The organism is Roseicyclus sp., assembly GCF_965662675.1.
GTDB lineage: Bacteria > Pseudomonadota > Alphaproteobacteria > Rhodobacterales > Rhodobacteraceae > Roseicyclus.
This window is the reverse complement of sequence record NZ_CBFIIK010000037.1, coordinates 1-21,441: the sequence shown is the minus strand read 5'-3', so window position 1 is coordinate 21,441 and position 21,441 is coordinate 1. Positions and strand designations below refer to the sequence as shown.

Below are 21,441 nucleotides of genomic sequence, written 5' to 3'. Positions count from 1 at the left end.
TCTCCAGAAAGCCGGTCTTCGGCTACCTGCCGATGGTCTATGCGCTGGTGGCGATCGGTGGTTTGGGCTTCGTCGTCTGGGCGCACCACATGTACACGGTGGGCATGACGCTGAACCAACAGGCCTATTTCATGGTCGCGACCATGGTGATCGCGGTGCCGACCGGCATCAAGATCTTCTCGTGGATCGCCACCATGTGGCAGGGTTCGATCACCTTCGAGACGCCCATGCTGTTTGCCATCGGTTTCATCTTCCTGTTCACGCTGGGTGGTGTGACGGGGATCATCCTGAGCCAAGCCGCCGTGGACCGCGCCTATCATGACACCTACTACGTGGTGGCGCATTTCCACTACGTGATGAGCCTTGGGGCCGTCTTCGGGATCTTTGCCGGTATCTACTACTGGATCGGCAAGATGTCGGGCCGCCAATACCCGGAGTTCTTGGGCAAGGTGCATTTTTGGATGTTCTTCATCGGCACCAATATCACCTTCTTCCCGCAGCACTTCCTTGGCCGTCAGGGCATGCCGCGCCGCTACATCGACTATCCCGACGCTTTCGCGCTGTGGAACTATGTCAGCTCGATCGGCGCGTTCATCTCCTTCGCCTCCTTCCTGCTGTTCATCGGGATCGTGTTCTACACGATCTTCGCAGGGCGCAAGGTGACCGAGAACGCCTATTGGGGCGAGCATGCCGATACGCTGGAATGGACCCTTCCCAACCCGCCGCCGGAGCATACCTTCGAGGAGCTTCCGACGCGCGAGATGTGGGATCGTCAACCGCATCACTGACAGGGCCCATGCCGGTACTGATCGACAATCTGAGCGGGGCCCCGGACACAACCGGGGCCCTTTTCCGTGAAGGGCACGGACTACCCCGGCTGCGGCTGCGGCTGACGCCGCATAAATCGCTGACGCCGGAGGGATTCGTGTGGTTCATCGGTGCGACCGCCGCGCTGATCACTGTGCCGCTCTTCGCGATTCTCGGCACGGCAGTGTTCTGGGCGCTTTTGCCCTTCATACTGGCCGCGATCTGGGGGATTTGGACAGCCCTCACACGCAGCTGGCGCGACCGGGACATCTATGAAGAAATCTTGCTCTGGGATGATTTGATCCGACTTGAACGCCACGAGCCGCGCCGCGCACCGCGCGACTGGGAGGCCAACCCCCATTGGGTGCGCATCGCACTGCACACAACAGGCGGGCCAGTGCCGCAATATCTGACGCTGCAAGGGGGGCCGCGCGAGGTGGAATTGGGCGCTTTTCTGACCCCACCCGAACGGGTCGGGTTAAAAGATACGCTCGAGCGGGCACTGCGCGACAAGGCGCATTAGCGCTGCGCCCTCAGGCAAGGCGGGCTTTGACCATCGGGCCCACGGCGCCGAAATCCATTTGCCCGGTATATTTGGCCTTCAGCGCCGCCATGACACGGCCCATATCGCGCAAGCCTGACGCACCCGTTTCAGTGATGGCGGCATCGACTGCGGCCGCGACCTCGTCATCATCCAACTGGCGTGGCAGATAATCCTCGATGATGGTGATTTCCGCGCGTTCCTTTTCGGCAAGCTCCAACCGCCCGCCCTCTTCGTAGGCACGCGCGCTTTCATGACGCTGCTTGACCATCTTGCCCAAAATCGCAAGCACCGCGGCATCATCAACGCCATCGGGCCGACCATCACCGCGTGCGGCGATGTCTTGGTCCTTGATGGCCGCATTGATCAGCCGCAGCGTGCTGAGGCGCGTGGCGTCTTTCTCACGCATCGCCTCTTTGAGGCCCGCACCGATCCGTCCCCTTAGGTCCATTGGCATCGTCAATCCCCGTCCATCACATCAAGCCGCCTAGATAAGCCAGACAGGCCGCGGCAACAACACCTTGCGTCCACGGCTTGACCATACCCCGCCCGCCCCGTATGCCGACGCCAATTTGCCGACCCGCAACACGGGAGCTGACCGATGCCCGCCAAACCCACTGCCTGCCTCGCCCTTGCCGATGGAACGCTTTTTTTCGGAAAGGGTTTCGGTGCCAAGGGAATGCGTGTCGCCGAGCTGTGCTTCAACACCGCGATGACCGGCTATCAGGAGATCATGACCGACCCCTCCTATGCCGGGCAGATCGTGACCTTCACATTCCCCCATATCGGCAACACAGGCGTCACCCCCGAGGATGACGAAACCGCCGACCCCGTGGCTGAGGGGATGATCGTGAAATGGGATCCGACCGAGCCATCGAACTGGCGCGCGACGGGCGATCTTGTATCGTGGCTGGAAAAGACGGGCCGCATCGGCATGGGCGGTGTCGATACCCGGCGCCTGACGCGTGCGATCCGCCAGCAGGGCGCACCGCATGTGGCCCTTGCCCATGATCCTGCGGGCAATTTCGATATCGAGGCGCTGGTCAAGGCCGCCCGCGGGTTTCCGGGGCTTGTCGGCCTCGATCTGGCCAAGGGGGTCAGCTGCGCCCAATCCTACCGCTGGGATGAAAAGCGCTGGGCATGGCCCGAGGGTTACACCAAGCGCGAAGGTGCCGCCCCCAAGGTCGTCGCCATTGATTATGGCGCCAAGCGCAACATCCTGCGCTGTCTTGCCAGCGTGGGTTGCGATGTGACCGTCATGCCCGCCACCACCACCGCAGACGAGGTTCTGGCCCAGAAGCCCGATGGTGTGTTCCTTTCGAACGGGCCGGGCGACCCTGCGGCAACCGGCGCCTATGCCGTGCCGATGATCCAAGGCGTTCTGGCGGCCGATCTGCCGGTTTTCGGCATCTGCTTGGGCCACCAGATGCTGGCGCTTGCGCTTGGTGCCAAGACGGTCAAGATGAACCACGGCCATCACGGCGCGAACCACCCGGTCAAAGATCTGGAAAGCGGCAAGGTCGAGATCACCTCGATGAATCACGGCTTCACCGTGGACAGCCAGACATTGCCCGAAGGCGTGATCGAAACCCATGTGAGCCTGTTCGACGGATCGAATTGCGGGATTCGCATGGCCGACCGGCCGGTCTTTTCGGTACAGTATCACCCCGAGGCAAGCCCCGGCCCGCAAGACAGCTTTTACCTGTTCGAGCGGTTCGCCCAAGCCATTCAGGCCCGCGCAGCGGGTTGATGTCGCCTGACCGCTTAACGATACATTAACCTTGGTGGCCCAGCCTGTCGTCGTCGGGTGGGGATCGGCGCGTGCATATTGACCGCCGCCCGGCATGTATTGCGAGGGCGGCATTTTGACCAAGATCACATCGCGCGACGAATCGGATGCGCAGATACGTATCGCCGCGGTGCGCGCTGAAAGCCCGGGGCCAACAGCCGCCGAGATGGTGGCGATCCATGCAAGCTCCCGGGTCGGTCGAAGCGCACCATCACAGCCGACGCACCCCCCGCTTGAGCGGCTGCTTTTGGCGCGCGGCGCCGCTGGACTCGGCGATATTCTCGATGCGCGCGAGGCGGCCAGTCTGACCGATGGTTGGATCGGCCAGATCCTTTTGGCCCGTGGCGCGGTCTCCGAGGCCGAGATGCTGCCCGCCTTGGCCGAGTTCCATGGCCTCGGCGTTAGCGATTGGTGGCATGGCACGCCCGACCCAATCCTTGCGCGCTATCTTCGGGCCGATGTGGCCCTGAGCTTTGAAGCGGTCCCGCTGCACCGCGTCGGAACCACGGTGATCATCGCCACTGGGCGGCCCGACCGCACCGATGATGTCAGGGCGGCGCTACGGCTACCCAAGGGGCTACAGGCTGTCTTTCTCCTCGCGCCAAGGACACAGATCATCGCCGCGCAGATCGCGCTTTACGGCGAAATGCTCGCCCGTCTGGCCGAGGGTCAGGCACCGCAAGCAAGCAGTTGCCGCAATTGGCGCGCCGAGATCGCCGGGCGCGGCGCGCTGTTGACCATTTTGACGCTTGCGGGGCTGAGTGTGCTGTTTCCCGTGCCGATGATGATTGCCGCCTTTCTTACTGCGGTTTTCATTTTCGTGGCGAATATGGCGTTGAAGATCGTCGCCTTCGCCGTGACCGTGCGAGCCGATCGGATGAAGCGGCATGCGTCCCCGCCAAAAGATGACCCCATCGCCGCGCCCCGGCCACTACCCATCATTTCGATCCTCGTGCCGCTTTTTGAAGAGCGTGAGATCGCCACCACGTTGATGCGCGCCCTGTGCGATCTTGACTACCCGCCCGAACGGCTGGACGTGCTGCTGATCATCGAAGAGGGCGATGCAATGACCCGGTCGGCGCTTTCGGCGACGACGCTGCCGGGATGGGCGCGGATCATTACCGTGCCGAAGGGCGAGCCGCGCACCAAGCCGCGCGCGCTGAATTTCGCACTGAATTTCGCCCGCGGCGAGATCATCGGTGTCTATGACGCCGAGGATCGGCCGGAAAGCGATCAACTGTTGCGCGTGGCGCAGCGCTTTGCCGCCTTGGGGCCTGACACCGCCTGCCTGCAAGGACAGCTCGATTATTTCAACGCGCGCTTCAACCTGTTGTCGCGGCTTTTCGCGATCGAATACGCGATCTGGTTCCGGGTTCTGTTGCCCGGCGTTCAGCGGCTGGGCCTTGTCGTGCCCTTGGGTGGAACGACTCAATTTCTGCGCCGTGCCGCGCTGGAAGCGGTCGGCGGCTGGGATGCCCATAACGTCACCGAAGATGCCGAGCTAGGTATAAGACTTGCGCGCAATGGCTACCGGGTCGAAATCATCGACACCACCACCTTCGAGGAAGCGAACGCCGCTATCTTGCCTTGGGTGCGCCAACGCGCGCGCTGGCAAAAGGGTTACCTGCTGACATGGGCTGTGGCCATGCGCGCACCTTTTGCGTTGATACGCGCGCTCGGGCTGTGGCGTTTTCTGGCGCTGCAGGTGCAGATCCTGTTTGCCGTCGCGGGCTTTTTGATCGCGCCGCTTTTGTGGTCATTGATGATCAAACCATTCGGCTATGCCCATCCGCTCGATCTTTTGGTCAGCCCGTTCGGCTACGGCATTCTGGCGACGATTTTCGTGGCAAGCGTGGTCTTGTCCGTTGCCTTGGCGATCTATGCCACGCGCGCAGCGCATCTGCGCCATTTGCGACCATATGTTTTGCTGTCCGAGTTATACTTCCTGCTCGGGACGATCTCGGCCTGGCGCGCGGCGCTGGAAATCCTGCGCCGCCCCTTCGACTGGGCCAAAACGCGGCATGGTCAATTCGGTGCGCTGCCCGAAGCGGCGGCAGAGCAGCCGTTTAGCCAGACGACTTCTGCGCCTCCTCCTTGAGGCGGACAACGAAGGCGATGGAAAGATGGTCGCGCAAGGCACGCGCTGCACGCTCCCCATCGCGCGCGGCAATCGCCTCGACGATCTCTGAATGCTCGGCCAGCGCCTTTTCGCCCCGGCCCTTCGCCGCGAGCGAGGTCCGCGCCATCAAGGCCATCGAGCGATAGACGAGATCAAGCTGCTGCACGAGGTAGCGGTTATGGCTAGCCAGATGGATCTGGTAGTGAAACCGGCGATTGGCGCGCGCCAAAGCCTGCGGATCACCCAAGAGCGCGCGGTCGGCATCGACCATTTCGCGCAACACCTGGATCTCTTCCATCGCGGCATGCTGGGCTGCAAGCTTTGCAGCAAGCGCCTCCAACTCTTGGCGCACGGCGTAAAGTTCGGCCATTTGCGCGTGATCGAGCGAGGCCACGATCAGCGATCGCCCATCGCGGGTCAGTAGGCGCTGCGTCTCGAGGCGTTGCAGCGCCTCGCGGATCGGCGTTCGGCTCACGCCGAAGCGGTCGGCAAGTTCGGACTCCACCAACCGGTCGCCCGGCCGATAAATCCCCTGATCGATCGCATCGAGGATCAGGGCATGGGCATCCTTGTGCGGATCGGGGATCATCTTCGAAGCCATGGTGCAACGGTATCCTATCAAATGCCGCGCAAAGCTAGGCGGCAGAGCCGCCCCTGTCCAGACTTGCGTAGCATCGCGCGCAGCCCTAGGGCTTGTGCCATGGCCAAACACCGTTTTTCCCGTGTCGAGACTTGGGTCTTTGATCTCGACAATACGCTTTATCCGCCCGAGACGGCACTTTTCGATCAGATCAACATCCGCATGACCGATTGGGTGATGAAGGTGGCGGGGGTCGAGCGCGCGGCGGCAGAGGCATTGCGCCACAGCTATTGGCGCGAATACGGCACCACGCTGGCCGGGCTGATGCGCCATCACGCCATCGACACCGACGCTTATCTGGCACAAGTGCACGAGATCGATTTCTCGGTCATCGCGCCCGACCCGGGCCTTGCACGCGCGATCGCCGCCCTGCCGGGCCGGCGCATCATCTATACCAACGGGACCAAACCCTATGCGCAACGCGTGATCGCCCATCGCGGGCTGTCGGGGCTGTTCGATGCGATCTACGGGGTGGAGCATGCGCAGCTTGTACCCAAACCCGATCGCGCGGCGTTCGAGACGGTCTTTGGCCTCGACGGGTTGAGCCCGACACGCGCGGCGATGTTCGAGGATGACCCACGCAACCTGCGCGTCCCCCACGAGATGGGCATGCGCACCGTGCATGTCGCACCCGCGGCCGAACCTGCGGAATTCATCGAACATCATACCACCGATCTGACCGGCTTCTTGCAAGCGCTGGTGTGACATGCCGAAACTTCGCACGAATTTTCGTATGCCTGATTTTGCGCACGAAAAATCAGGGTCGCCGGTGATTGGGACAGCCTGTCGCGTCGCCCTGCCCCCTGTCGCGCCCTAGGTCTGCTGCATGAACATGTTGACCCAGACAGATGTCTTCATCTCCGGCGGCGGTGTCGCCGGGCTTACTGCGGCCACGGCCTTTGGCGTGGCCGGGTTTTCGGTCATTTGCGCCGATCCATCGCCGCCCATCACCGATGCAGGCGCCGAAGGGTCAGATCTGCGGACCACGGCTTTCTTGCAGCCCTCGCGCGATTTTCTGGAGCGGCTGGGGCTTTGGACACGACTTGGCCCCCATGCGACACCACTTCAGGTCATGCGCATCGTGGATGCGGGCGGACCGGAGGCAGAAGCCCGCGTCGCTCATGATTTCAATGCCGCCGACATCTCGGATCTGCCCTTTGGCTGGAACCTGCCCAATTGGCTGCTCCGCCGCGAGATGGTGGCGCATCTGGCGACATTGCCGAATGTCGATTTTCGTCCGGGTGTCGGGACCAAGCAGCTTTTGACACGGGACGCCGAGGCAAGGGTGATCTTGAGCGATGGCAGCCGGATCGCGGCAAAGCTGGTCATCGGCGCGGATGGGCGCGACAGCGTCGTGCGCGAGGCTGCGGGGATTGCTGCGCGCAGGCTGCGCTATGGCCAAAAGGCTTTGGCTTTCGCGATCACCCATGATCTGCCGCATGACAATGTTTCGACCGAGATCCACCGCTCGGGTGGTCCCTTTACGTTGGTGCCCTTGCCTGACCGCGATGGGCGGCCTTGCTCTGCCGTCGTCTGGATGGAGCGTGGGCCCGAGGCGACGCGCCTTGCCGCCCTTCCCGAGGCCGATTTCGAGGCCGAGATGACCGCGCGCTCTGCCCATCTGTTCGGGCCGCTGAAACTCGCCTCGCGGCGCACGGTCTGGCCGATCATCAGCCAGATCGCCGAGCGCATGGTGGCCGAGCGCGTGGCGCTGGTGGCCGAGGCCGCCCATGTCGTGCCGCCGATCGGTGCGCAGGGGCTGAACATGAGCTTGGCCGATCTGCGCGTGCTGTTGGATCTGGCCGAGGGTCATCGCGACGATCCGGGACGACCCGAGGTTCTGGCGCGCTACGAACGCGCGCGCCATGCCGAGATCGTGGCGCGGGTGACCGGGGTTGATGCGCTCAACCGGGCGTCGATGGCCGAGGCGCAGGGGTTGCGCGATCTGCGGCTGAGGGCGCTGAACGCGATCTATTCGGTCGCACCCGTGCGCCGCGTGATGATGCGTGCGGGGCTCGGTGCCAAGGGGTAAAGGGCAAGGCCCAAGGCTTTGGCCCGCACGAACGGCCGGGCCGGGGGCTCTGCCCCCAGACCCCCGGAGTATTTTTGAAGCAAAGATGGGCGTTGTCGCTCAGGGAAAGACGCGGTCGATCCCGTCTTGCAGGCGCGCCAGGGCTGCGGGGACATCATAGAGCTTGTCCAGTCCGAACAGCCCGATGCGGAAAGTCATGAAGCTGTCGGGTTCATCCACGCGCAGGGGAACGCCCGCGGCGATCTGGATGCCAAGCGCCGCGAATTTCGCGCCGGATTTGATCGTCGGGTCATCGGTATAGCTGACGACGACACCGGGCGCACCGAACCCCTCGGCCGCGACCGAGCGGATGCCTTTTTCGGCCAGCATCGCGCGCACGCCATTGCCGAGCGCCCATTGCGCCGCTTTCAGCTTGTCGAAGCCATAATCGCGGGTCTCAAGCATCGTGTCGCGAAACACCCGCAGCGCATCGGTGGGCATGGTGGCGTGATAAGCGTGACCGCCCGCCTCATAGGTGGCCATGATGCCGGCCCAGCCCTTGAGATCGGCAGCGAAGCTGGAGGATTGGGTTTCCTCCATCCGGGCGCGGGCGCGGTCAGACATCATCACGAGGCCCGCGCAGGGCTGGGCCGACCAGCCCTTTTGCGGCGCCGAGATCAGCACATCGACGCCGGTTTTGGCCATATCGACCCAGATCGTGCCCGAGGCGATGCAATCGAGCACCAAGAGGGCGTCGACCTCATGGGCGGCTTCGGCCAAGGCCGTGATGTAGCTGTCGGGCAAGATGATGCCGGCCGAGGTTTCGACATGGGGGGCAAAGACGATACCGGGGCGGGTTGCGCGGATCTGGGCCGTGACTTCTTCGATGGGCGGGGGGGCATAGGGCGATTGCGGGCTGTTGCCGGTGGGCCGCGCCTTGATCACCGTGACCGCGCGCGCGATCTTTGCCGCGTCGAGGATCTGCGACCAGCGGAAAGAGAACCAGCCGTTGCGCACCACCAGCACATCTTGGTCGCCCGCGAATTGGCGTGCGACCGCCTCCATCGCGAAGGTGCCACCGCCGGGGATGACCGCGACATGAGCGGCGCCATAGACCTCTTTCAGCATGGCAGAGATATCGCGCATCACGCCTTGGAAGGCGCCCGACATATGGTTGAGCGAGCGGTCGGTGAAGACCACGGAATATTCCAAAAGCCCATCGGGATCGACGGTATCGAGCAAGGCGTTCATTTGCGCATCCTCCGGTTGCAGGTTTCGGTTAGCCCCAAGGCGCGGGTGAACCAAGCGCGAATTCGGCGTGAAACGACTTTCACCCCGCGGCGAAGGTGCGGATCAGGGCGCGGTGTTTCCGATATGCGTCAGCCAAGCGGGCCGGGGCGGCGTTCCTCGGACAAAAGCACATTGGCCTCGACCCCGCCGATACCGGGCAAAGTCATGATCCGCCGGCGCAACACGCGCTCGAAATCGGGCAGGTCGCGGGCGACGACGCGCAGGCGGTAATCGTAAAGCCCCAGCACATGTTCGACCGTCTGCACTTCGGGGATAGCGGCGACGGCGCGCTCGAAATCCTCGAGGCTGGCACGCCCCTTGAGGCCCAGCTTCACGCCGAGAAACACGGTCACGCCAAAGCCCAGCGCCTCGAGGTCCAGGTCGAGTTTACGCGCGCCGATCACGCCGGCATCACCCATGCGCTTGATCCGCCGCCAAGTGGCGGGCTGGCTTAGGCCCAGGCGGCGGCCGATGGTGCTGGCCTTGAGGGTGGCGTCACCCTGAAGCGCGCGCAGAATGGCCCGGTCTGTCGGATCAAGATCGATCACAGCGGCACCGTTTGCTGGTTCTTGATCGTGGCCACATGCATCAGCGCCTCGATATCGGCGATATGGGGCAGGCCCAGAATACGCTCGCGATAGATACGCTGGTAGTGGGACATGCTGCGCGCGATCACGGCCAAGCGCACATCGACACGGCCCAGAAAGGTCTGGATCTCGGTCACCTCGGGCACCTCGCGGGCAGCGGCCAGAAAGGCGTCGAAGGCGCGCGGATCGGTCTTGTCGAGCGTGATGCGCAAGCTGACCTCGACCGCATAGCCAAGGGCCGCCCAATCGATGGCCACATGTTGGCCGCGCAGCACGCCTTGGGCCTGCAGCCGGTCGAGCCGCTTGTAGCAGGTGGCCAGCGGCACACCAACCGCTTGGGCAAGCTGTGTCATCGATTGGGCCGGATCGGCCTGAAGATGGCGCAAAAGGCGGCGGTCCGCATCATCAAGCATGATATTTCACGTATCAGGATAAAAGGAGCATGAATTTCTACACATATCCGCTCCAATTGCAAATTTTCTTGCAGCGGACGCGCCTGCACCAAGGCATGTTGCGCCGGAACCGATTCCCGCCATCCGAGGAGAGAGACAGATGCGCGTTTATTATGATCGCGATTGCGATGTGAACCTGATCAAGGACAAGAAGGTCGCCATCCTTGGCTATGGCAGCCAAGGCCATGCCCATGCGCTGAACCTGCGCGATAGCGGCGCCAAGAATGTCGTCGTGGCGCTTCGCCCCGGCTCGCCCAGCGCGAAGAAGGCCGAAGGCGAGGGCCTCAAGGTCATGGGCATCGCTGAAGCGGCGGCTTGGTGCGACCTGATCATGTTCACCATGCCCGACGAATTGCAGGCCGAAACCTACAAGAAATACGTCCATGACAACCTGCGCGAAGGTGCGGCAATCGCATTTGCCCACGGCCTGAACGTACATTTCGGCCTGATCGAACCCAAGCCCGGCGTCGATGTCATCATGATGGCGCCCAAAGGCCCCGGCCACACCGTGCGCGGCGAATACACCAAGGGTGGCGGCGTGCCTTGCCTTGTGGCCGTGCATAACGACGCCTCGGGCCGCGCGCTGGAAATCGGCCTGTCCTATTGCTCGGCCATCGGTGGCGGGCGCTCGGGCATCATCGAGACGAACTTCCGCGAGGAATGCGAAACCGACCTGTTCGGCGAGCAAGCGGTGCTTTGCGGCGGCCTGGTCGAGTTGATCCGCATGGGCTTCGAGACGCTGGTCGAAGCGGGCTACGAGCCCGAGATGGCCTATTTCGAGTGCTTGCACGAGGTGAAGCTGATCGTCGACCTGATCTATGAAGGCGGCATCGCGAACATGAACTATTCGATCTCGAACACCGCCGAATACGGCGAGTATGTCTCGGGTCCGCGCATTTTGCCCTATGACGAGACCAAGGCACGGATGAAGGCGGTTTTGACCGACATCCAGACCGGCAAGTTCGTGCGTGATTTCATGCAAGAGAACGCCGTGGGCCAGCCGATGTTCAAGGCGACCCGCCGGATCAATGACGAGCACCAGATCGAGGCGACCGGCGAAAAGCTGCGCGCGATGATGCCCTGGATCTCGGCCGGCAAGATGGTCGACCGCGCCAAGAACTGAGCGCGCAAGCAATCACAAGGAAAAGCCCCGGTGTCATCGCCGGGGCTTTTTTCATGCGCGGTTCAACAGGGCCGCGCCATCACCAGCACCCAATAGGTGCCGCTATCGGCAAAGCCGAATTGCGTCACCTGCGGGTTGAGAATATTGGCACGATGATCGGGGCTGCCCATCCATTGCGCGATGGTGGATCGAATGTCGCCCGTGCCATTGGCGATATTCTCGACCGCGGCGCATGCGGTGTAGCCCGCACGGCGCAACCTGTCGTTCAAGGCCGCACCATCGCTGCCTTGGTGGGTCAGCGCACCCGTGCGGTTCAGATCATCGGCATGCCCTTGTGCGGCGGCTTGTAGCGCGGGCGAATGGCTGAGGGGGCGAATGATCCCGCCCTGCCCGCGCTGGACGGAAAGCTGTGTTCCGGCCGAGGCGATATCGAGGGTGCCGCCGGCAGAAACGCGCTCTGTTCCCGGTGCGGTCGAACAGGCCGCAAGGGCCACGATGGTCAAGATACCAAGGATACGGATCATCATATTGTGCCTTTTTGGGCTGCTCGGTGTTGTTTTCACCAAAATGCGCCTGTCAGGGGCAAACCGCAAGGGTGCCGTCATCCGGCCTGACCGACCCCCGGGAGGGTCCATGTTGATAAACCGAGGGATAGATCGCAATTTGGCAATCATTCCCGCTTATGGCTTGGGTTTGCGGGGCCTTTGGTCTGAAAAACGAAACCAGCCGATTTACAGCGCATCGGCAATCCATTGCCGAGCGCGCAGGGACTGTGGCGCCATAGCATTGAAACGGCGCGTCGCATGCGCGCGCCGCGCGCCGCGCGCGCAGTCAGGGGATATCGCGCAAGATCGCAAGGGCCGCGGCATGGATGGCGGGGTTGGCGGCGGCCAAGGCGCGGCCGCCGTGATGCACCGGGCCGCCTTGCCAATCGGTGACGATGCCCCCCGCCGCAGTGATCACAGCGATCGGGGCTGCGATGTCATAGCTGGCCAAGCCCGCCTCGATCACCAGATCGACCTGCCCCGCCGCGACCAACGCATAGGCGTAGCAATCCATACCGTAACGCGTCAGCCGCACGCGGTCGCGCACGGCGTCGAAGCCCGCACGCTCGGCCGCGGTGCCGACCTCGGGGAAAGTGGTGAAAAGCGTCGCATCGGCCAGATCGGCGGTGGCGCGCGCCGCCAAAGTGGCGGTGCCCATCGGGCCTGTGACAAGCGCACGACCGAAACCACCCTCGAAGCGCTCGCCGATATAGGGTTGGTCGATCAAGCCGTAGATCGGCCCATCGGCATCGCACAACGCGATCAGCACACCCCAGCTTGCCGTACCCGAGATGAAGGCCCGCGTGCCGTCGATCGGGTCGATGACCCATGTCAGCCCGCTGGTGCCGGGTTGGGCGGCCTCTTCCTCGCCCAAAATCGCGTCATCGGGGCGGTGCTGGGCCAGAACGGTTCGCATCGCCGCCTCGGCGGCGCGGTCGGCTTGGGTCACCGGATCGAAGCGTCCAACGCCCTTGTCATCCGTGCGTAGCGCGGGATTACGGAAATAGGGCAAGATCGCCGCGCGCGCCGCATCGGCCATCGCATGGGCGGTTGCAATCAGGCGCGCTGCATCGTGATCGGCGCGCGCCGTCGCATCATGTTGCCCTGTGAGGGGATCGGTCATTTTGGCCTCCGGCGGCTGCGGGTCTGGACGCGGGCCGGAAGGGACACGATCCCCTGCACGGGGTCAAGCCACAGTCGCCCTCAGGCGGCTGCGTCGGACAAAACGCGCGCCAGCTCGAAAAGCCGCCGCCGCTGATTTTCGGGGATCGCATAGTAGGAGCGGATCAACTCGAGCGCTTCCTTGTCGGCAAGGATATCACCCGGAAGCCCCTCGGCCGCCGCATCGGTCGTTTGCCCGGTATCGGCCCCATCGACACCTTCGAAGAAATAGGCCGCCGGTACGGACAAAGCCTGCGCGATGTCGTAAAGTCGGGAGGCGCTGACACGGTTCATGCCGGTCTCGTACTTCTGTATTTGCTGAAACTTGATACCGACTTTCTCGGCAAGCTGCTGCTGGGTCATTCCGACCATCCAGCGGCGATGTCGGACCCTTTTTCCGACATGGACATCGACCGGGTGTTTCACGCCCCACTCCTTATTGTTGCCAAACCAAACCCCGATGCACCGATCCAAAACTTCGCAAACCTCGGGACACGCCATTAAATGACGCCATATGATACCTAGAGCGACGTTGCGTCAGATCAATCCTTTGGAGAGTTGTCGCGCAACTATTCACCCTCAGGGGCAGTGATTGACATCGCCAATATCAGCCGTCCGTCCCGCGATCTCGGGCTGGCGGGCCTTGCGATGGGCCTTTAGGCTGCGCGCACCTTGACAGGAGGCTCAAAGATGCGCGCTTTTCGGTTGAATGATCACACCACCCCGCCCGGCTTGGCCGAGATCGCACAACCAGCGCCAGGGCCGGGCCAGATCTTGGTCAAGATCGCCGCCTGCGGGTTGAACTTCGCCGATCTGCTGATGTGTGAAGGCAAGTATCAAGACACGCCCCCGCTTCCTTTCACCATGGGGATGGAACTGGCCGGCACCGTCATGGGACATGGGCCGGGGGTCAGCACGCCCGCAATCGGTGCGCGTGTGGCGATCTTCGCGGGCCAAGGCGGGTTGGCGGACCACGGTGTCTTCGATGCGGCGCGTGCGGTGGAAATCCCCGACGACATGCCCTTTGTTCAAGCGGCGGGGTTCTTGGTCGCCTATGGCACATCGCATCTGGCGCTCACGCGTAAGGCGATGTTGCAACCGGGTGAACGACTTGTCGTGCTCGGTGCGGCGGGCGGTGTCGGGTTGAGTGCCGTTGCCTTGGGTGCGACGATTGGGGCCGAGGTGATCGCGGTTGCACGCGGCATCGAGCGACTGGCCGTGGCCCAAGCAGCCGGTGCGCATCATCTGATCGACAGCCACGATGGCGATTTGGCCGCGCGGCTCAAGGCCTTGGGCGGTGTCGATGTGGTCTATGACGCGGTCGGCGGTGCCGATTTCGACGCGGCGCTGCGCGCCACTCGCCCCGAGGGGCGTATCCTGAGCATCGGGTTCGCCAGCGGCGTGGTTCCGCAAATCCCAGCCAATCTTCTCTTGGTCAAGAATATCAGCGTTATGGGTTTCTACTGGGGCGGTTACCTGCGTTTCGCCCCCGAGGTTCTGAACGCCAGCCTGACCGCCCTCATGGCGCTTTACAGCGCGGGCCGCATCACACCCCATGTCAGCGCCACCTTCCCATTGGAAAAGGCCGCCGAGGCGCTTGCATTGTTGCGAGATCGGAAAAGCACCGGCAAGGTCGTAGTGACGATCTAGGCCTTAATGCCGCCGCAAACCGGGCATTTTGCCAAAGAGCCGCCATAATTCACGGCAATTAAGACAAATTCGTCTAAAAATCGTCTCGCCAGCGGCACGGCTCGCCCGCAGTCCTGCCTTGTTCCCAATCCAGAAACAATCCGTTCAAAAGGCCGATCCGGCCCGCGCCGCCACTCCCGGCGGTGATGGCCCCGGCCCCTACGGAGGCGCGCAGAACGCGCGACATGCGATGCCCGACGGATATCTTGTCAGCTTGGGATCGAACGGCGCGCTCGATGATGGCGATGTCATCTCGGGTGCGCTGATCACGTTCACGACCGACACGATCCTCGGGTCGGGATCGTGGTCATGGACGGGGACATGGAATGGCCAGACCTTCAACAACGCCAACGAGCCGGGCAGCTACCACCTAGCCACGAACGGCAATGTCTATTTCGTTCCCAGCTTCGGCCCAGTCAGCACGCTGACCTCGGCGGCGACGATCTCCAGCCCGTCATGGGAGCCATCCGACAATACCGTCGAGGGGGGCGATGGCGATGATGTGATCGACGCAGGTTTCACTGATCGTGGCGGCGATGGCCCGACGGCAGGTGCCGATACGCTGCGCGGTTTCGATGGCGACGACACCATCGCGGCGGGCGGCGGTGACGATCTGGTCTTTGGCGATGGCGGCGCGGACGACATACAGGGCGGCGCGGGCGACGACACGATCTGGGGCGACACGGGCGCAGCCGCTGTTGCGCAGACCAACGGGATGCTGCGCTGGGACACGGTCCAAAGCGATGAACAGAACATCGAGGGCGGCATCACGCTGAGCGATGGCCCGATCGATGCGAATGTGACCTTTACGAACCTCGGCAACAACAATCCGCTCTTTCAGATCGAAAGCACCGACAGCGTTTATGTCGGCCCCGGCGAAAGCTTCGGCAACACCTCGGCGCTTTACATGTTCGGCAATGGCGACGCTGCAACGGCGCGCATGACACTCGATTTCACCGCGAACGCACCGGCTTGGTCGGGCGAGGTGAGCGATGTCGCCTTTCGGATCAACGATTTCGACTGGGGCAGCGGCAATCACCGCGACATCGTCACGGTGCGCGCCTTCGATGCCGATGGCAACGCCGTATCCGTCACGCTGACCTACGGGGCCAATCCGCCCACCACGGGGATTGCACCGACCCTGACAGCGGCCAATATCGCGACCAGCCCCGCGGCGCTGAACGGCTCGGTTCTGGTGCAGATCTCGGGGCCGGTGACGCGGATCGAAGTGGACTACAGCAATGGCTTGACCGGCACGCAAGCGATTTGGATCGGCGACGTCAGCTTTACCGCCCTGCCCGCGGAAACCGGCGATGACACGCTCTCGGGCGGTGATGGCGACGATGTGCTTTTCGGCGAGGCGGGCAATGACCTGCTTTCGGGCGATGCGGGAAATGACGAACTGCACGGCGGCACCGGCGCCGATACACTATCGGGCGGCGCAGGCAATGACACGCTGTTCGCAGCACAAGGCGATGTCGTCACCGGTGGCGATGGCGACGACCTGTTCATTCTGACCGATCTGGCCGAAACCGGCAGCGCGGCAATCACCATCATCGGCGGCGAAGGGTTCGAGGGCGCGGGCGATGTGCTGGATCTGGGCGGGCTGAACGCAGGCGCGGTCAGCTTTACAAGCACCACGCCGGGCGATCTGGCCGGTTCGGTCACCTTGCTCGATGGGTCGATCCTGACCTTTTCCGAGATCGAAGATGTGATCTGTTTCACCCCCGGCACCATGATCCTGACGCCCAACGGCGAACGCCCCATCGAAAGCCTGCGCATCGGTGACCTCGTGATCACCCGCGATGAGGGCGCGCAGCCGATCCGCTGGATCGGGGGCCGCATGGGCGCGGGCAAGGGGCGCAACGCCCCGATCCGGGTCGCGGAGGGCGGTATTCTGGGGGCGCGCCGGCCATTTTTGCTCTCGCCGCAACACCGGGTCTTGGTCCAAGGCTATCGCGCCCAGCTTTTGTGTGGCGAGGAAGAGGTGCTGGTCGCCGCGCGCCACATGATCAACGGCGATGATTTCCGCGTCGCGCAGCAAACCGCTGTGGTCTATATCCACATGCTCTTTGACCGCCATCAGGTCGTCTATGCCGAGGGCGCGCCGGTCGAGAGCCTTCATCTCGGGGCCGAGGGGCTCAAGGCGCTCAGCGATGCAGGCCGCGCGGATCTTTTTGCGCATTGCCCCGAATTCCGAGGCGATCTTGGCCGGTTCGGCCCCACTGCACGGCGCTGCATCCGTGGCGCAGAGGCGCGGCTATTGGCCGCTTGATCCACCGTCAGCGCGCCCAGACGCGTCAAAAGGGCCGGATAATGGCCGCTCAAGTAAATGCGATAGGGAAAAACTATCACTGCTTGCGCCCCGACTATCCACCCGATTGCTTGAAATAGGCAAACAACTCGCCAATATTCACACCAAGGTCCGGGGCCGCGCGGAATGCACGCGACGGCTCCACCGCTTGATTTTTTTTAGGAGGAATACATGGCTGACTATCAGACGATCCGGGCCGGCGTATCCGCCACCGACGCAGCCCAGATCGACGCGGGCCTGCGCGCCCATATGAACAAGGTCTACGCCACCATGTCCGGTGGCATGCTGATCACCGCGGCGGCCGCATGGGCAATCGCCGACCTGGCCGTCACCAACGATCCGACCGGCGCGACAATGGCGCTGCGCGATGGTCAATATCTGACCGGCTTGGGCGAGGCGCTTTATGCAACCCCGCTGCGCTGGGTCGTGATGTTCGCACCGCTGGCCTTTATCCTGTTCGGCTGGGGCGCGCTGATGCGCCGTGGGTCGGCCTCTGCGGTCAGCTTGGGCTTTTTCGCCTTCGCAGCCCTGATGGGCGTGTCGATGAGCTCGATCTTCTTGGTCTTCACCTCTTTCTCGATCGTGCAGACCTTCCTCGTGACGGCAATCGCCTTCGCCAGCCTCAGCCTTTGGGGTTACACGACCAAGCGCAGCTTGTCGGGTATGGGCAGCTTCTTGATCATGGGCGTGATCGGCCTGATCGTGGCGATGATCATCAACATCTTCTTGCAGTCGCCTGCGATGATGTTCGCGATCTCGGCGCTGGGCGTGCTGATCTTCGCCGGCCTCACCGCTTTCTACACGCAAGAGATCAAGACCACCTACATCGCGCATGCGGTTCATGGTGATCAGGAATGGCTGGACAAGGCCGCCATTGATGGCGCGCTGAGCCTCTACATCTCCTTCCTGAACATGTTCCAGTTCTTGCTGATGTTCATGGGACAACAACAAGAATAAACGCCACTTCGGCGCATAACCTGAGGGCCGGGGTCACCCCGGCCCTTTTTATTTGGGGGCCAGCGCAGCCCGCTCTGCGCGCATTCACCGAATTGGGGTGTTGACTCGCGCCTGCGGCCAAGTAAAAGGCGCAGTCTCAAAGAGAGTTTTCGCGCAGGCACATGCCCGCGCCCCGTATTGACCGCAGGAGCCCGACCCATGGCGAAGCCGACGACCATCAAGATCCGCCTCAACTCGTCCGCCGGGACAGGCCACTTCTACGTGACCAAAAAGAATGCGCGCACGATGACCGAGAAGATGACCGTTCGTAAATACGACCCGGTCGTGCGCAAGCATGTCGAATACAAGGAAGGCAAGATCAAGTAATCTGCCATCCTTGACGGAAAAAGGCCGCGCTGGGCAACCCGCGCGGCCTTTTCTTTTCTGCCATCAAAGCTCGATCGTGAGCCCCGGATCGGGATCGAACACGCGCACCCCCGGCATCACCGCCGCCTTCAGCACATCGGCCGATTGCTCGAGCAGCGGGAAGGTCTTGTAGTGATAGGGGATCACCGTCTTGAAGCGGAACAGTTTTGTCGCAGCATAAGCCGCGCGCTTCATATCCATTGTGTAGTGACCACCCGCACACAAGATGCCGACATCGGGGCTGTGCAGATCATCCCAGACCTTCATGTCGGCCATGACATCGGTATCGCCCGAGACATAGACGGTCCGCCCCTCGCCCTCGATCATGTAGCCCGCAGGTTCACCTGCGTAGATCGGCGGCCCGTCGCGCCCGACCGAGGATGAATGGACCGCATGCACCATGGTGACGGCCACATCGCCCAAGCGGACCGTGCCGCCCTTGTTGAAGCCGGTGGTGGCCACGCCCGCCTCGGTGCTGGCGATCCAACTCATCAACTCGACCATGCCATATACCGGCAGGTTCAGCTCTCGCGCCAAATCCCCCAAGCCGGCGATGTGGTCGAAATGCCCATGCGTGATCAAGATCGCCGTCGCATCCGCGAACATCGCGTCGCGCTGGGCTTGGGGAAACATCGGGTTGCCTGCTTCCCAAGGATCGATCAACAGCACTTGATCGCCGATCTCCAGCCGCACGCTGGCGTGACCCAACCATGTATATTTCATCGCTTGTACTCCATTGGACATCAGCTCGGTGCAACGATACCCCCGGCCCCAAGCCCGGGAAAGAGCGGATCGGCTTGCGGGCCGCGCATCACGCCGCTAAACCGCGCCTTGTTCCCGTCGAGGAGGCTCACAAAATGTCCATCGACCGCGCCACAGCCGCCAAGGTCGCCAAACTCGCCCGCATCCGCGTGGAAGAGGCCGATCTGCCCGCGCTTGCGGATGAATTCAACGCCATCCTCGGCTTCATCGAACAACTTCAGGAACTCGATGTCAGCGATGTGGAACCGATGGTCAGTGTCACGCCCATGCGCCTGCCACGGCGCACGGATGTGGTGAGCGACGGCAACCAACAGGCCCGCGTGCTGGCCAATGCCCCCGATGCGCGCGAGGGCTTTTTCGCCGTTCCCAAGGTGGTGGAGTGACCATGTCCGATCTAACCAAACTCACCATCAGTGAGGCCCGCGACGCGCTGCGCCGGGGCGAAACCACCAGCGTTGCGCTGACCGAGGCTTGCCTGGCCGCGATCGACGCCGCAGATGCGCTGGGTGCCTTTGCCCACAAGACCCCCGAGATCGCCCGCGCGCGCGCGGCTGCCGCCGATGCACGCATCAAGGCGGGTGACGCGCCCGACATGTGCGGCATTCCAGTCGGCATCAAGGATCTCTTTTGCACCGAAGGTGTCGCCTCACAGGCTGCCTCGAGAATTCTCGAAGGGTTCCGCCCGGAATACGAATCGACCGTCTCAGGCCAGCTGCGCGATGCGGGCGCGGTCATGCTGGGCAAGCTGAACATGGATGAGTTCGCCATGGGCTCCAGCAACGAAACCAGCGTTTATGGCAATGCCGTGAACCCGTGGCGCGCGGGCAATTCGGATGCCGCGCTGACCCCCGGCGGCTCGTCAGGCGGCTCTGCCGCTGCCGTGGCAGCCGATCTCTGCCTTGCTGCCACCGGCACCGACACCGGCGGCTCGATCCGCCAGCCCGCGGCCTTTACCGGAACGGTGGGGCTGAAGCCGACCTATGGGCGCTGCTCGCGCTGGGGGATCGTGGCCTTCGCCTCGTCGCTCGACCAAGCCGGGCCGATGACAAAGACCGTGCGCGACGCGGCGATCATGGGGGCGGCCATGATGGGCCACGACCCCAAGGATTCGACCAGCGCCGATCTGCCCGTGCCCGATTTCGAGGCGATGCTGACAGGCGATATCCGCGGCCGCGTCATCGGCATTCCGCGCGAATACCGCATGGATGGGATGCCTGACGCGATCGAAGCGCTCTGGGCGCGGGGCCGCGAGATGCTGGCCGATGCGGGTGCCGTGATCCGCGACATCAGCTTGCCGCATACGAAATACGCGCTCCCCACCTATTACGTCATCGCACCTGCTGAGGCGTCATCGAACCTCGCCCGCTATGACGGGGTGCGCTATGGCTACCGCGCCAAGATGGCACCCGGTGATGGGATCACCGAGATGTACGAAAAAACGCGCGCCGAGGGCTTCGGCGCCGAGGTCCGCCGCCGGGTGATGGTCGGCACCTATGTGCTGTCGGCGGGCTATTACGACGCCTATTACAACCGCGCCCGCAAAGTGCGCACGCTGATCAAGCGCGACTTCGAAACCGTCTTTGCAGACGGTGTGGATGCGATCTTGACGCCTGCCACCCCCTCGGCCGCCTTCGCATTGGGCAAGAAACACGCCGATCCGGTCGAGATGTATCTCAACGATGTCTTCACCGTGACAGTGAACTTGGCCGGGTTGCCCGGTCTGGCCGTGCCCGCGGGGCTTGATGCGCAAGGGCTGCCGCTGGGTCTGCAACTGATCGGCAAACCGTGGGAAGAGGGCGAATTGCTCAATATCGGCTATGCGCTGGAACAAGCCGCCGGTTTTGTGGCGAAGCCTGCGAAATGGTGGTAATGTCTCGGAAACGATAAAATTTCGAGGCAGGTACATGGCTGGTTTATCCAAGGGCATCGTTGCCCTGTTTTTCTGTGCATTCGCTGTCGCTGCGTGCAATGCGACCCCCCCGAATGATGTGGCAAGCGGCGTGGGCTTTCAGGATTATCAACAATGGCAGGAGCGGCGCGCGATGCTGCGCGGTGAGCCGGTCGCGCCACCCGTGCCACCCGCAGCACCCCGGACCGCGGCGATACGCCCGCCCATCGCGCCGGTGACTGCCGCCCTGCCGCCGCTCAGCCAACCGCCGCGCGCCACTGCCAGCGTGGCGGCAGCCCCGGCACAGGTTGCGGCAGCACCCACGCTGCCCCCCCAGCCCCCCCCCGTCGCCCCGCCAGCA

At 63.2% G+C, this 21,441-nt stretch carries 22 protein-coding genes and 1 pseudogene; 13 read left to right on the top strand and 10 right to left on the bottom strand.

The features are described 5' to 3' along the window. Positions 1-788, top strand: a 788-nt coding sequence (locus ACTG4J_RS07810) for a cbb3-type cytochrome c oxidase subunit I (RefSeq protein ID WP_439138478.1), incomplete at its 5' end; no start/stop codon positions are given. 8 nt (positions 789-796) lie between these two features. Then, a complete protein-coding gene (locus ACTG4J_RS07805; RefSeq protein ID WP_439138477.1) occupies positions 797-1,330 on the top strand; it encodes a DUF2244 domain-containing protein in 534 nt (177 codons plus the stop codon). A 10-nt stretch (positions 1,331-1,340) separates the two neighbouring features. Here the strand turns inward: ACTG4J_RS07805 and ACTG4J_RS07800 are convergent, their stop codons facing one another. After that, the gene (locus tag ACTG4J_RS07800; protein ID WP_439138482.1) at positions 1,341-1,799 is read right to left on the bottom strand and encodes a GatB/YqeY domain-containing protein; all 459 of its coding nucleotides are present in this window, start codon (positions 1,797-1,799) and stop codon (positions 1,341-1,343) included. A gap of 150 nt (positions 1,800-1,949) precedes the next feature. Between ACTG4J_RS07800 and carA the strand changes: the two genes are divergently transcribed. After that, positions 1,950-3,098, top strand: coding sequence for a glutamine-hydrolyzing carbamoyl-phosphate synthase small subunit (gene carA / locus ACTG4J_RS07795; protein WP_439138476.1), 1,149 nt, complete (start codon positions 1,950-1,952; stop codon positions 3,096-3,098). Positions 3,099-3,213: 115 nt separating this feature from the next. Beyond that, positions 3,214-5,235 carry a glycosyltransferase family 2 protein gene (locus ACTG4J_RS07790; RefSeq protein ID WP_439138475.1) on the top strand — a complete coding sequence of 674 codons (2,022 nt, stop codon included), beginning with the start codon at positions 3,214-3,216 and terminating at the stop codon, positions 5,233-5,235. Here the strand turns inward: ACTG4J_RS07790 and ACTG4J_RS07785 are convergent. Further along, complete coding sequence (locus tag ACTG4J_RS07785; RefSeq protein WP_439138474.1) at positions 5,204-5,857, bottom strand: GntR family transcriptional regulator; 654 nt, start codon at positions 5,855-5,857, stop codon at positions 5,204-5,206. The genes ACTG4J_RS07790 and ACTG4J_RS07785 overlap by 32 nt on opposite strands. 99 nt (positions 5,858-5,956) lie before the next feature. Here ACTG4J_RS07785 and ACTG4J_RS07780 point away from each other — a divergent pair, with 99 nt between their 5' ends. Together ACTG4J_RS07780 and ACTG4J_RS07775 are read left to right on the top strand one after the other, a co-directional pair. After that, complete coding sequence (locus ACTG4J_RS07780) at positions 5,957-6,601, top strand: pyrimidine 5'-nucleotidase (RefSeq protein WP_439138473.1); 645 nt, start codon at positions 5,957-5,959, stop codon at positions 6,599-6,601. 127 nt (positions 6,602-6,728) lie between these two features. Beyond that, a complete protein-coding gene (locus ACTG4J_RS07775; RefSeq protein WP_439138480.1) occupies positions 6,729-7,928 on the top strand; it encodes a UbiH/UbiF family hydroxylase in 1,200 nt (399 codons plus the stop codon). A 99-nt stretch (positions 7,929-8,027) separates the two neighbouring features. Here the strand turns inward: ACTG4J_RS07775 and ACTG4J_RS07770 are convergent, their stop codons facing one another. From ACTG4J_RS07770 to ACTG4J_RS07760, 3 genes are all read right to left on the bottom strand, one after another. Continuing rightward, complete coding sequence (locus ACTG4J_RS07770) at positions 8,028-9,158, bottom strand: aminotransferase class V-fold PLP-dependent enzyme (protein ID WP_439138472.1); 1,131 nt, start codon at positions 9,156-9,158, stop codon at positions 8,028-8,030. Positions 9,159-9,286: 128 nt separating this feature from the next. Beyond that, a complete protein-coding gene (locus ACTG4J_RS07765) occupies positions 9,287-9,745 on the bottom strand; it encodes an Lrp/AsnC family transcriptional regulator (RefSeq protein WP_439138470.1) in 459 nt (152 codons plus the stop codon). After that, a complete protein-coding gene (locus tag ACTG4J_RS07760; protein ID WP_439138469.1) occupies positions 9,742-10,197 on the bottom strand; it encodes an Lrp/AsnC family transcriptional regulator in 456 nt (151 codons plus the stop codon). Before ACTG4J_RS07760 ends, ACTG4J_RS07765 begins: the two co-directional genes overlap by 4 nt. Positions 10,198-10,336: 139 nt before the next feature. Here ACTG4J_RS07760 and ilvC point away from each other — a divergent pair, with 139 nt between their 5' ends. Beyond that, complete coding sequence (ilvC, locus tag ACTG4J_RS07755; protein ID WP_422239250.1) at positions 10,337-11,359, top strand: ketol-acid reductoisomerase; 1,023 nt, start codon at positions 10,337-10,339, stop codon at positions 11,357-11,359. 62 nt (positions 11,360-11,421) lie between these two features. Here the strand turns inward: ilvC and ACTG4J_RS07750 are convergent, their stop codons facing one another. The 3 genes from ACTG4J_RS07750 to ACTG4J_RS07740 all read right to left on the bottom strand — a co-directional run bounded on the left by ACTG4J_RS07750 (position 11,422) and on the right by ACTG4J_RS07740 (position 13,491). After that, positions 11,422-11,883, bottom strand: coding sequence for a CAP domain-containing protein (locus ACTG4J_RS07750; RefSeq protein WP_439138467.1), 462 nt, complete (start codon positions 11,881-11,883; stop codon positions 11,422-11,424). Between the two features lie 307 nt (positions 11,884-12,190). Continuing rightward, entirely contained in the window at positions 12,191-13,027 is an 837-nt protein-coding gene (gene hisN / locus ACTG4J_RS07745; protein WP_439138466.1) for a histidinol-phosphatase, read from the bottom strand. Positions 13,028-13,107: 80 nt separating this feature from the next. After that, entirely contained in the window at positions 13,108-13,491 is a 384-nt protein-coding gene (locus ACTG4J_RS07740; protein ID WP_439138464.1) for a helix-turn-helix domain-containing protein, read from the bottom strand. A 264-nt stretch (positions 13,492-13,755) separates the two neighbouring features. Here ACTG4J_RS07740 and ACTG4J_RS07735 point away from each other — a divergent pair, with 264 nt between their 5' ends. From ACTG4J_RS07735 to rpmG, 4 genes are all read left to right on the top strand, one after another. Continuing rightward, entirely contained in the window at positions 13,756-14,715 is a 960-nt protein-coding gene (locus tag ACTG4J_RS07735; protein WP_439138463.1) for an NADPH:quinone oxidoreductase family protein, read from the top strand. A 118-nt stretch (positions 14,716-14,833) separates the two neighbouring features. Beyond that, positions 14,834-17,029: a Hint domain-containing protein gene (locus tag ACTG4J_RS07730; RefSeq protein WP_439138461.1), complete on the top strand. Its 2,196-nt coding sequence runs from the start codon at positions 14,834-14,836 to the stop codon at positions 17,027-17,029. A gap of 210 nt (positions 17,030-17,239) precedes the next feature. Then, positions 17,240-18,025, top strand: coding sequence for a Bax inhibitor-1/YccA family protein (locus ACTG4J_RS07725; RefSeq protein ID WP_439138459.1), 786 nt, complete (start codon positions 17,240-17,242; stop codon positions 18,023-18,025). A gap of 198 nt (positions 18,026-18,223) precedes the next feature. After that, the gene (gene rpmG / locus ACTG4J_RS07720; protein ID WP_021098674.1) at positions 18,224-18,391 is read left to right on the top strand and encodes a 50S ribosomal protein L33; all 168 of its coding nucleotides are present in this window, start codon (positions 18,224-18,226) and stop codon (positions 18,389-18,391) included. 63 nt (positions 18,392-18,454) lie between these two features. On the opposite strand, the gene ACTG4J_RS07715 is transcribed toward rpmG, so the two are convergent. Further along, entirely contained in the window at positions 18,455-19,153 is a 699-nt protein-coding gene (locus ACTG4J_RS07715) for a metal-dependent hydrolase (protein WP_439138457.1), read from the bottom strand. A 134-nt stretch (positions 19,154-19,287) separates the two neighbouring features. Between ACTG4J_RS07715 and gatC the strand changes: the two genes are divergently transcribed. Beyond that, positions 19,288-19,575, top strand: coding sequence for an Asp-tRNA(Asn)/Glu-tRNA(Gln) amidotransferase subunit GatC (gene gatC / locus ACTG4J_RS07710; RefSeq protein ID WP_439138455.1), 288 nt, complete (start codon positions 19,288-19,290; stop codon positions 19,573-19,575). Positions 19,576-19,577: 2 nt separating this feature from the next. Further along, a complete protein-coding gene (gene gatA, locus ACTG4J_RS07705; RefSeq protein ID WP_439138453.1) occupies positions 19,578-21,062 on the top strand; it encodes an Asp-tRNA(Asn)/Glu-tRNA(Gln) amidotransferase subunit GatA in 1,485 nt (494 codons plus the stop codon). A gap of 147 nt (positions 21,063-21,209) precedes the next feature. Here gatA and ACTG4J_RS07700 read toward each other — a convergent pair. Beyond that, positions 21,210-21,441: pseudogene (locus ACTG4J_RS07700) on the bottom strand (hypothetical protein); the annotation flags it as partial.

What these genes read in the sequence shown, in the direction of transcription:
- ACTG4J_RS07805 (WP_439138477.1), top strand. Translation starts at nt 797, where the DNA reads ATGCCGGTACTGATCGACAATCTGAGCGGGGCCCCGGACACAACCGGG.
- ACTG4J_RS07800 (WP_439138482.1), bottom strand. Translation starts at nt 1,799, where the DNA reads ATGGACCTAAGGGGACGGATCGGTGCGGGCCTCAAAGAGGCGATGCGT.
- carA (WP_439138476.1), top strand. Translation starts at nt 1,950, where the DNA reads ATGCCCGCCAAACCCACTGCCTGCCTCGCCCTTGCCGATGGAACGCTT.
- ACTG4J_RS07785 (WP_439138474.1), bottom strand. Translation starts at nt 5,857, where the DNA reads ATGGCTTCGAAGATGATCCCCGATCCGCACAAGGATGCCCATGCCCTG.
- ACTG4J_RS07780 (WP_439138473.1), top strand. Translation starts at nt 5,957, where the DNA reads ATGGCCAAACACCGTTTTTCCCGTGTCGAGACTTGGGTCTTTGATCTC.
- ACTG4J_RS07775 (WP_439138480.1), top strand. Translation starts at nt 6,729, where the DNA reads ATGTTGACCCAGACAGATGTCTTCATCTCCGGCGGCGGTGTCGCCGGG.
- ACTG4J_RS07770 (WP_439138472.1), bottom strand. Translation starts at nt 9,158, where the DNA reads ATGAACGCCTTGCTCGATACCGTCGATCCCGATGGGCTTTTGGAATAT.
- ACTG4J_RS07760 (WP_439138469.1), bottom strand. Translation starts at nt 10,197, where the DNA reads ATGCTTGATGATGCGGACCGCCGCCTTTTGCGCCATCTTCAGGCCGAT.
- ilvC (WP_422239250.1), top strand. Translation starts at nt 10,337, where the DNA reads ATGCGCGTTTATTATGATCGCGATTGCGATGTGAACCTGATCAAGGAC.
- ACTG4J_RS07750 (WP_439138467.1), bottom strand. Translation starts at nt 11,883, where the DNA reads ATGATCCGTATCCTTGGTATCTTGACCATCGTGGCCCTTGCGGCCTGT.
- hisN (WP_439138466.1), bottom strand. Translation starts at nt 13,027, where the DNA reads ATGACCGATCCCCTCACAGGGCAACATGATGCGACGGCGCGCGCCGAT.
- ACTG4J_RS07735 (WP_439138463.1), top strand. Translation starts at nt 13,756, where the DNA reads ATGCGCGCTTTTCGGTTGAATGATCACACCACCCCGCCCGGCTTGGCC.
- ACTG4J_RS07725 (WP_439138459.1), top strand. Translation starts at nt 17,240, where the DNA reads ATGGCTGACTATCAGACGATCCGGGCCGGCGTATCCGCCACCGACGCA.
- rpmG (WP_021098674.1), top strand. Translation starts at nt 18,224, where the DNA reads ATGGCGAAGCCGACGACCATCAAGATCCGCCTCAACTCGTCCGCCGGG.
- ACTG4J_RS07715 (WP_439138457.1), bottom strand. Translation starts at nt 19,153, where the DNA reads ATGAAATATACATGGTTGGGTCACGCCAGCGTGCGGCTGGAGATCGGC.
- gatC (WP_439138455.1), top strand. Translation starts at nt 19,288, where the DNA reads ATGTCCATCGACCGCGCCACAGCCGCCAAGGTCGCCAAACTCGCCCGC.
- gatA (WP_439138453.1), top strand. Translation starts at nt 19,578, where the DNA reads ATGTCCGATCTAACCAAACTCACCATCAGTGAGGCCCGCGACGCGCTG.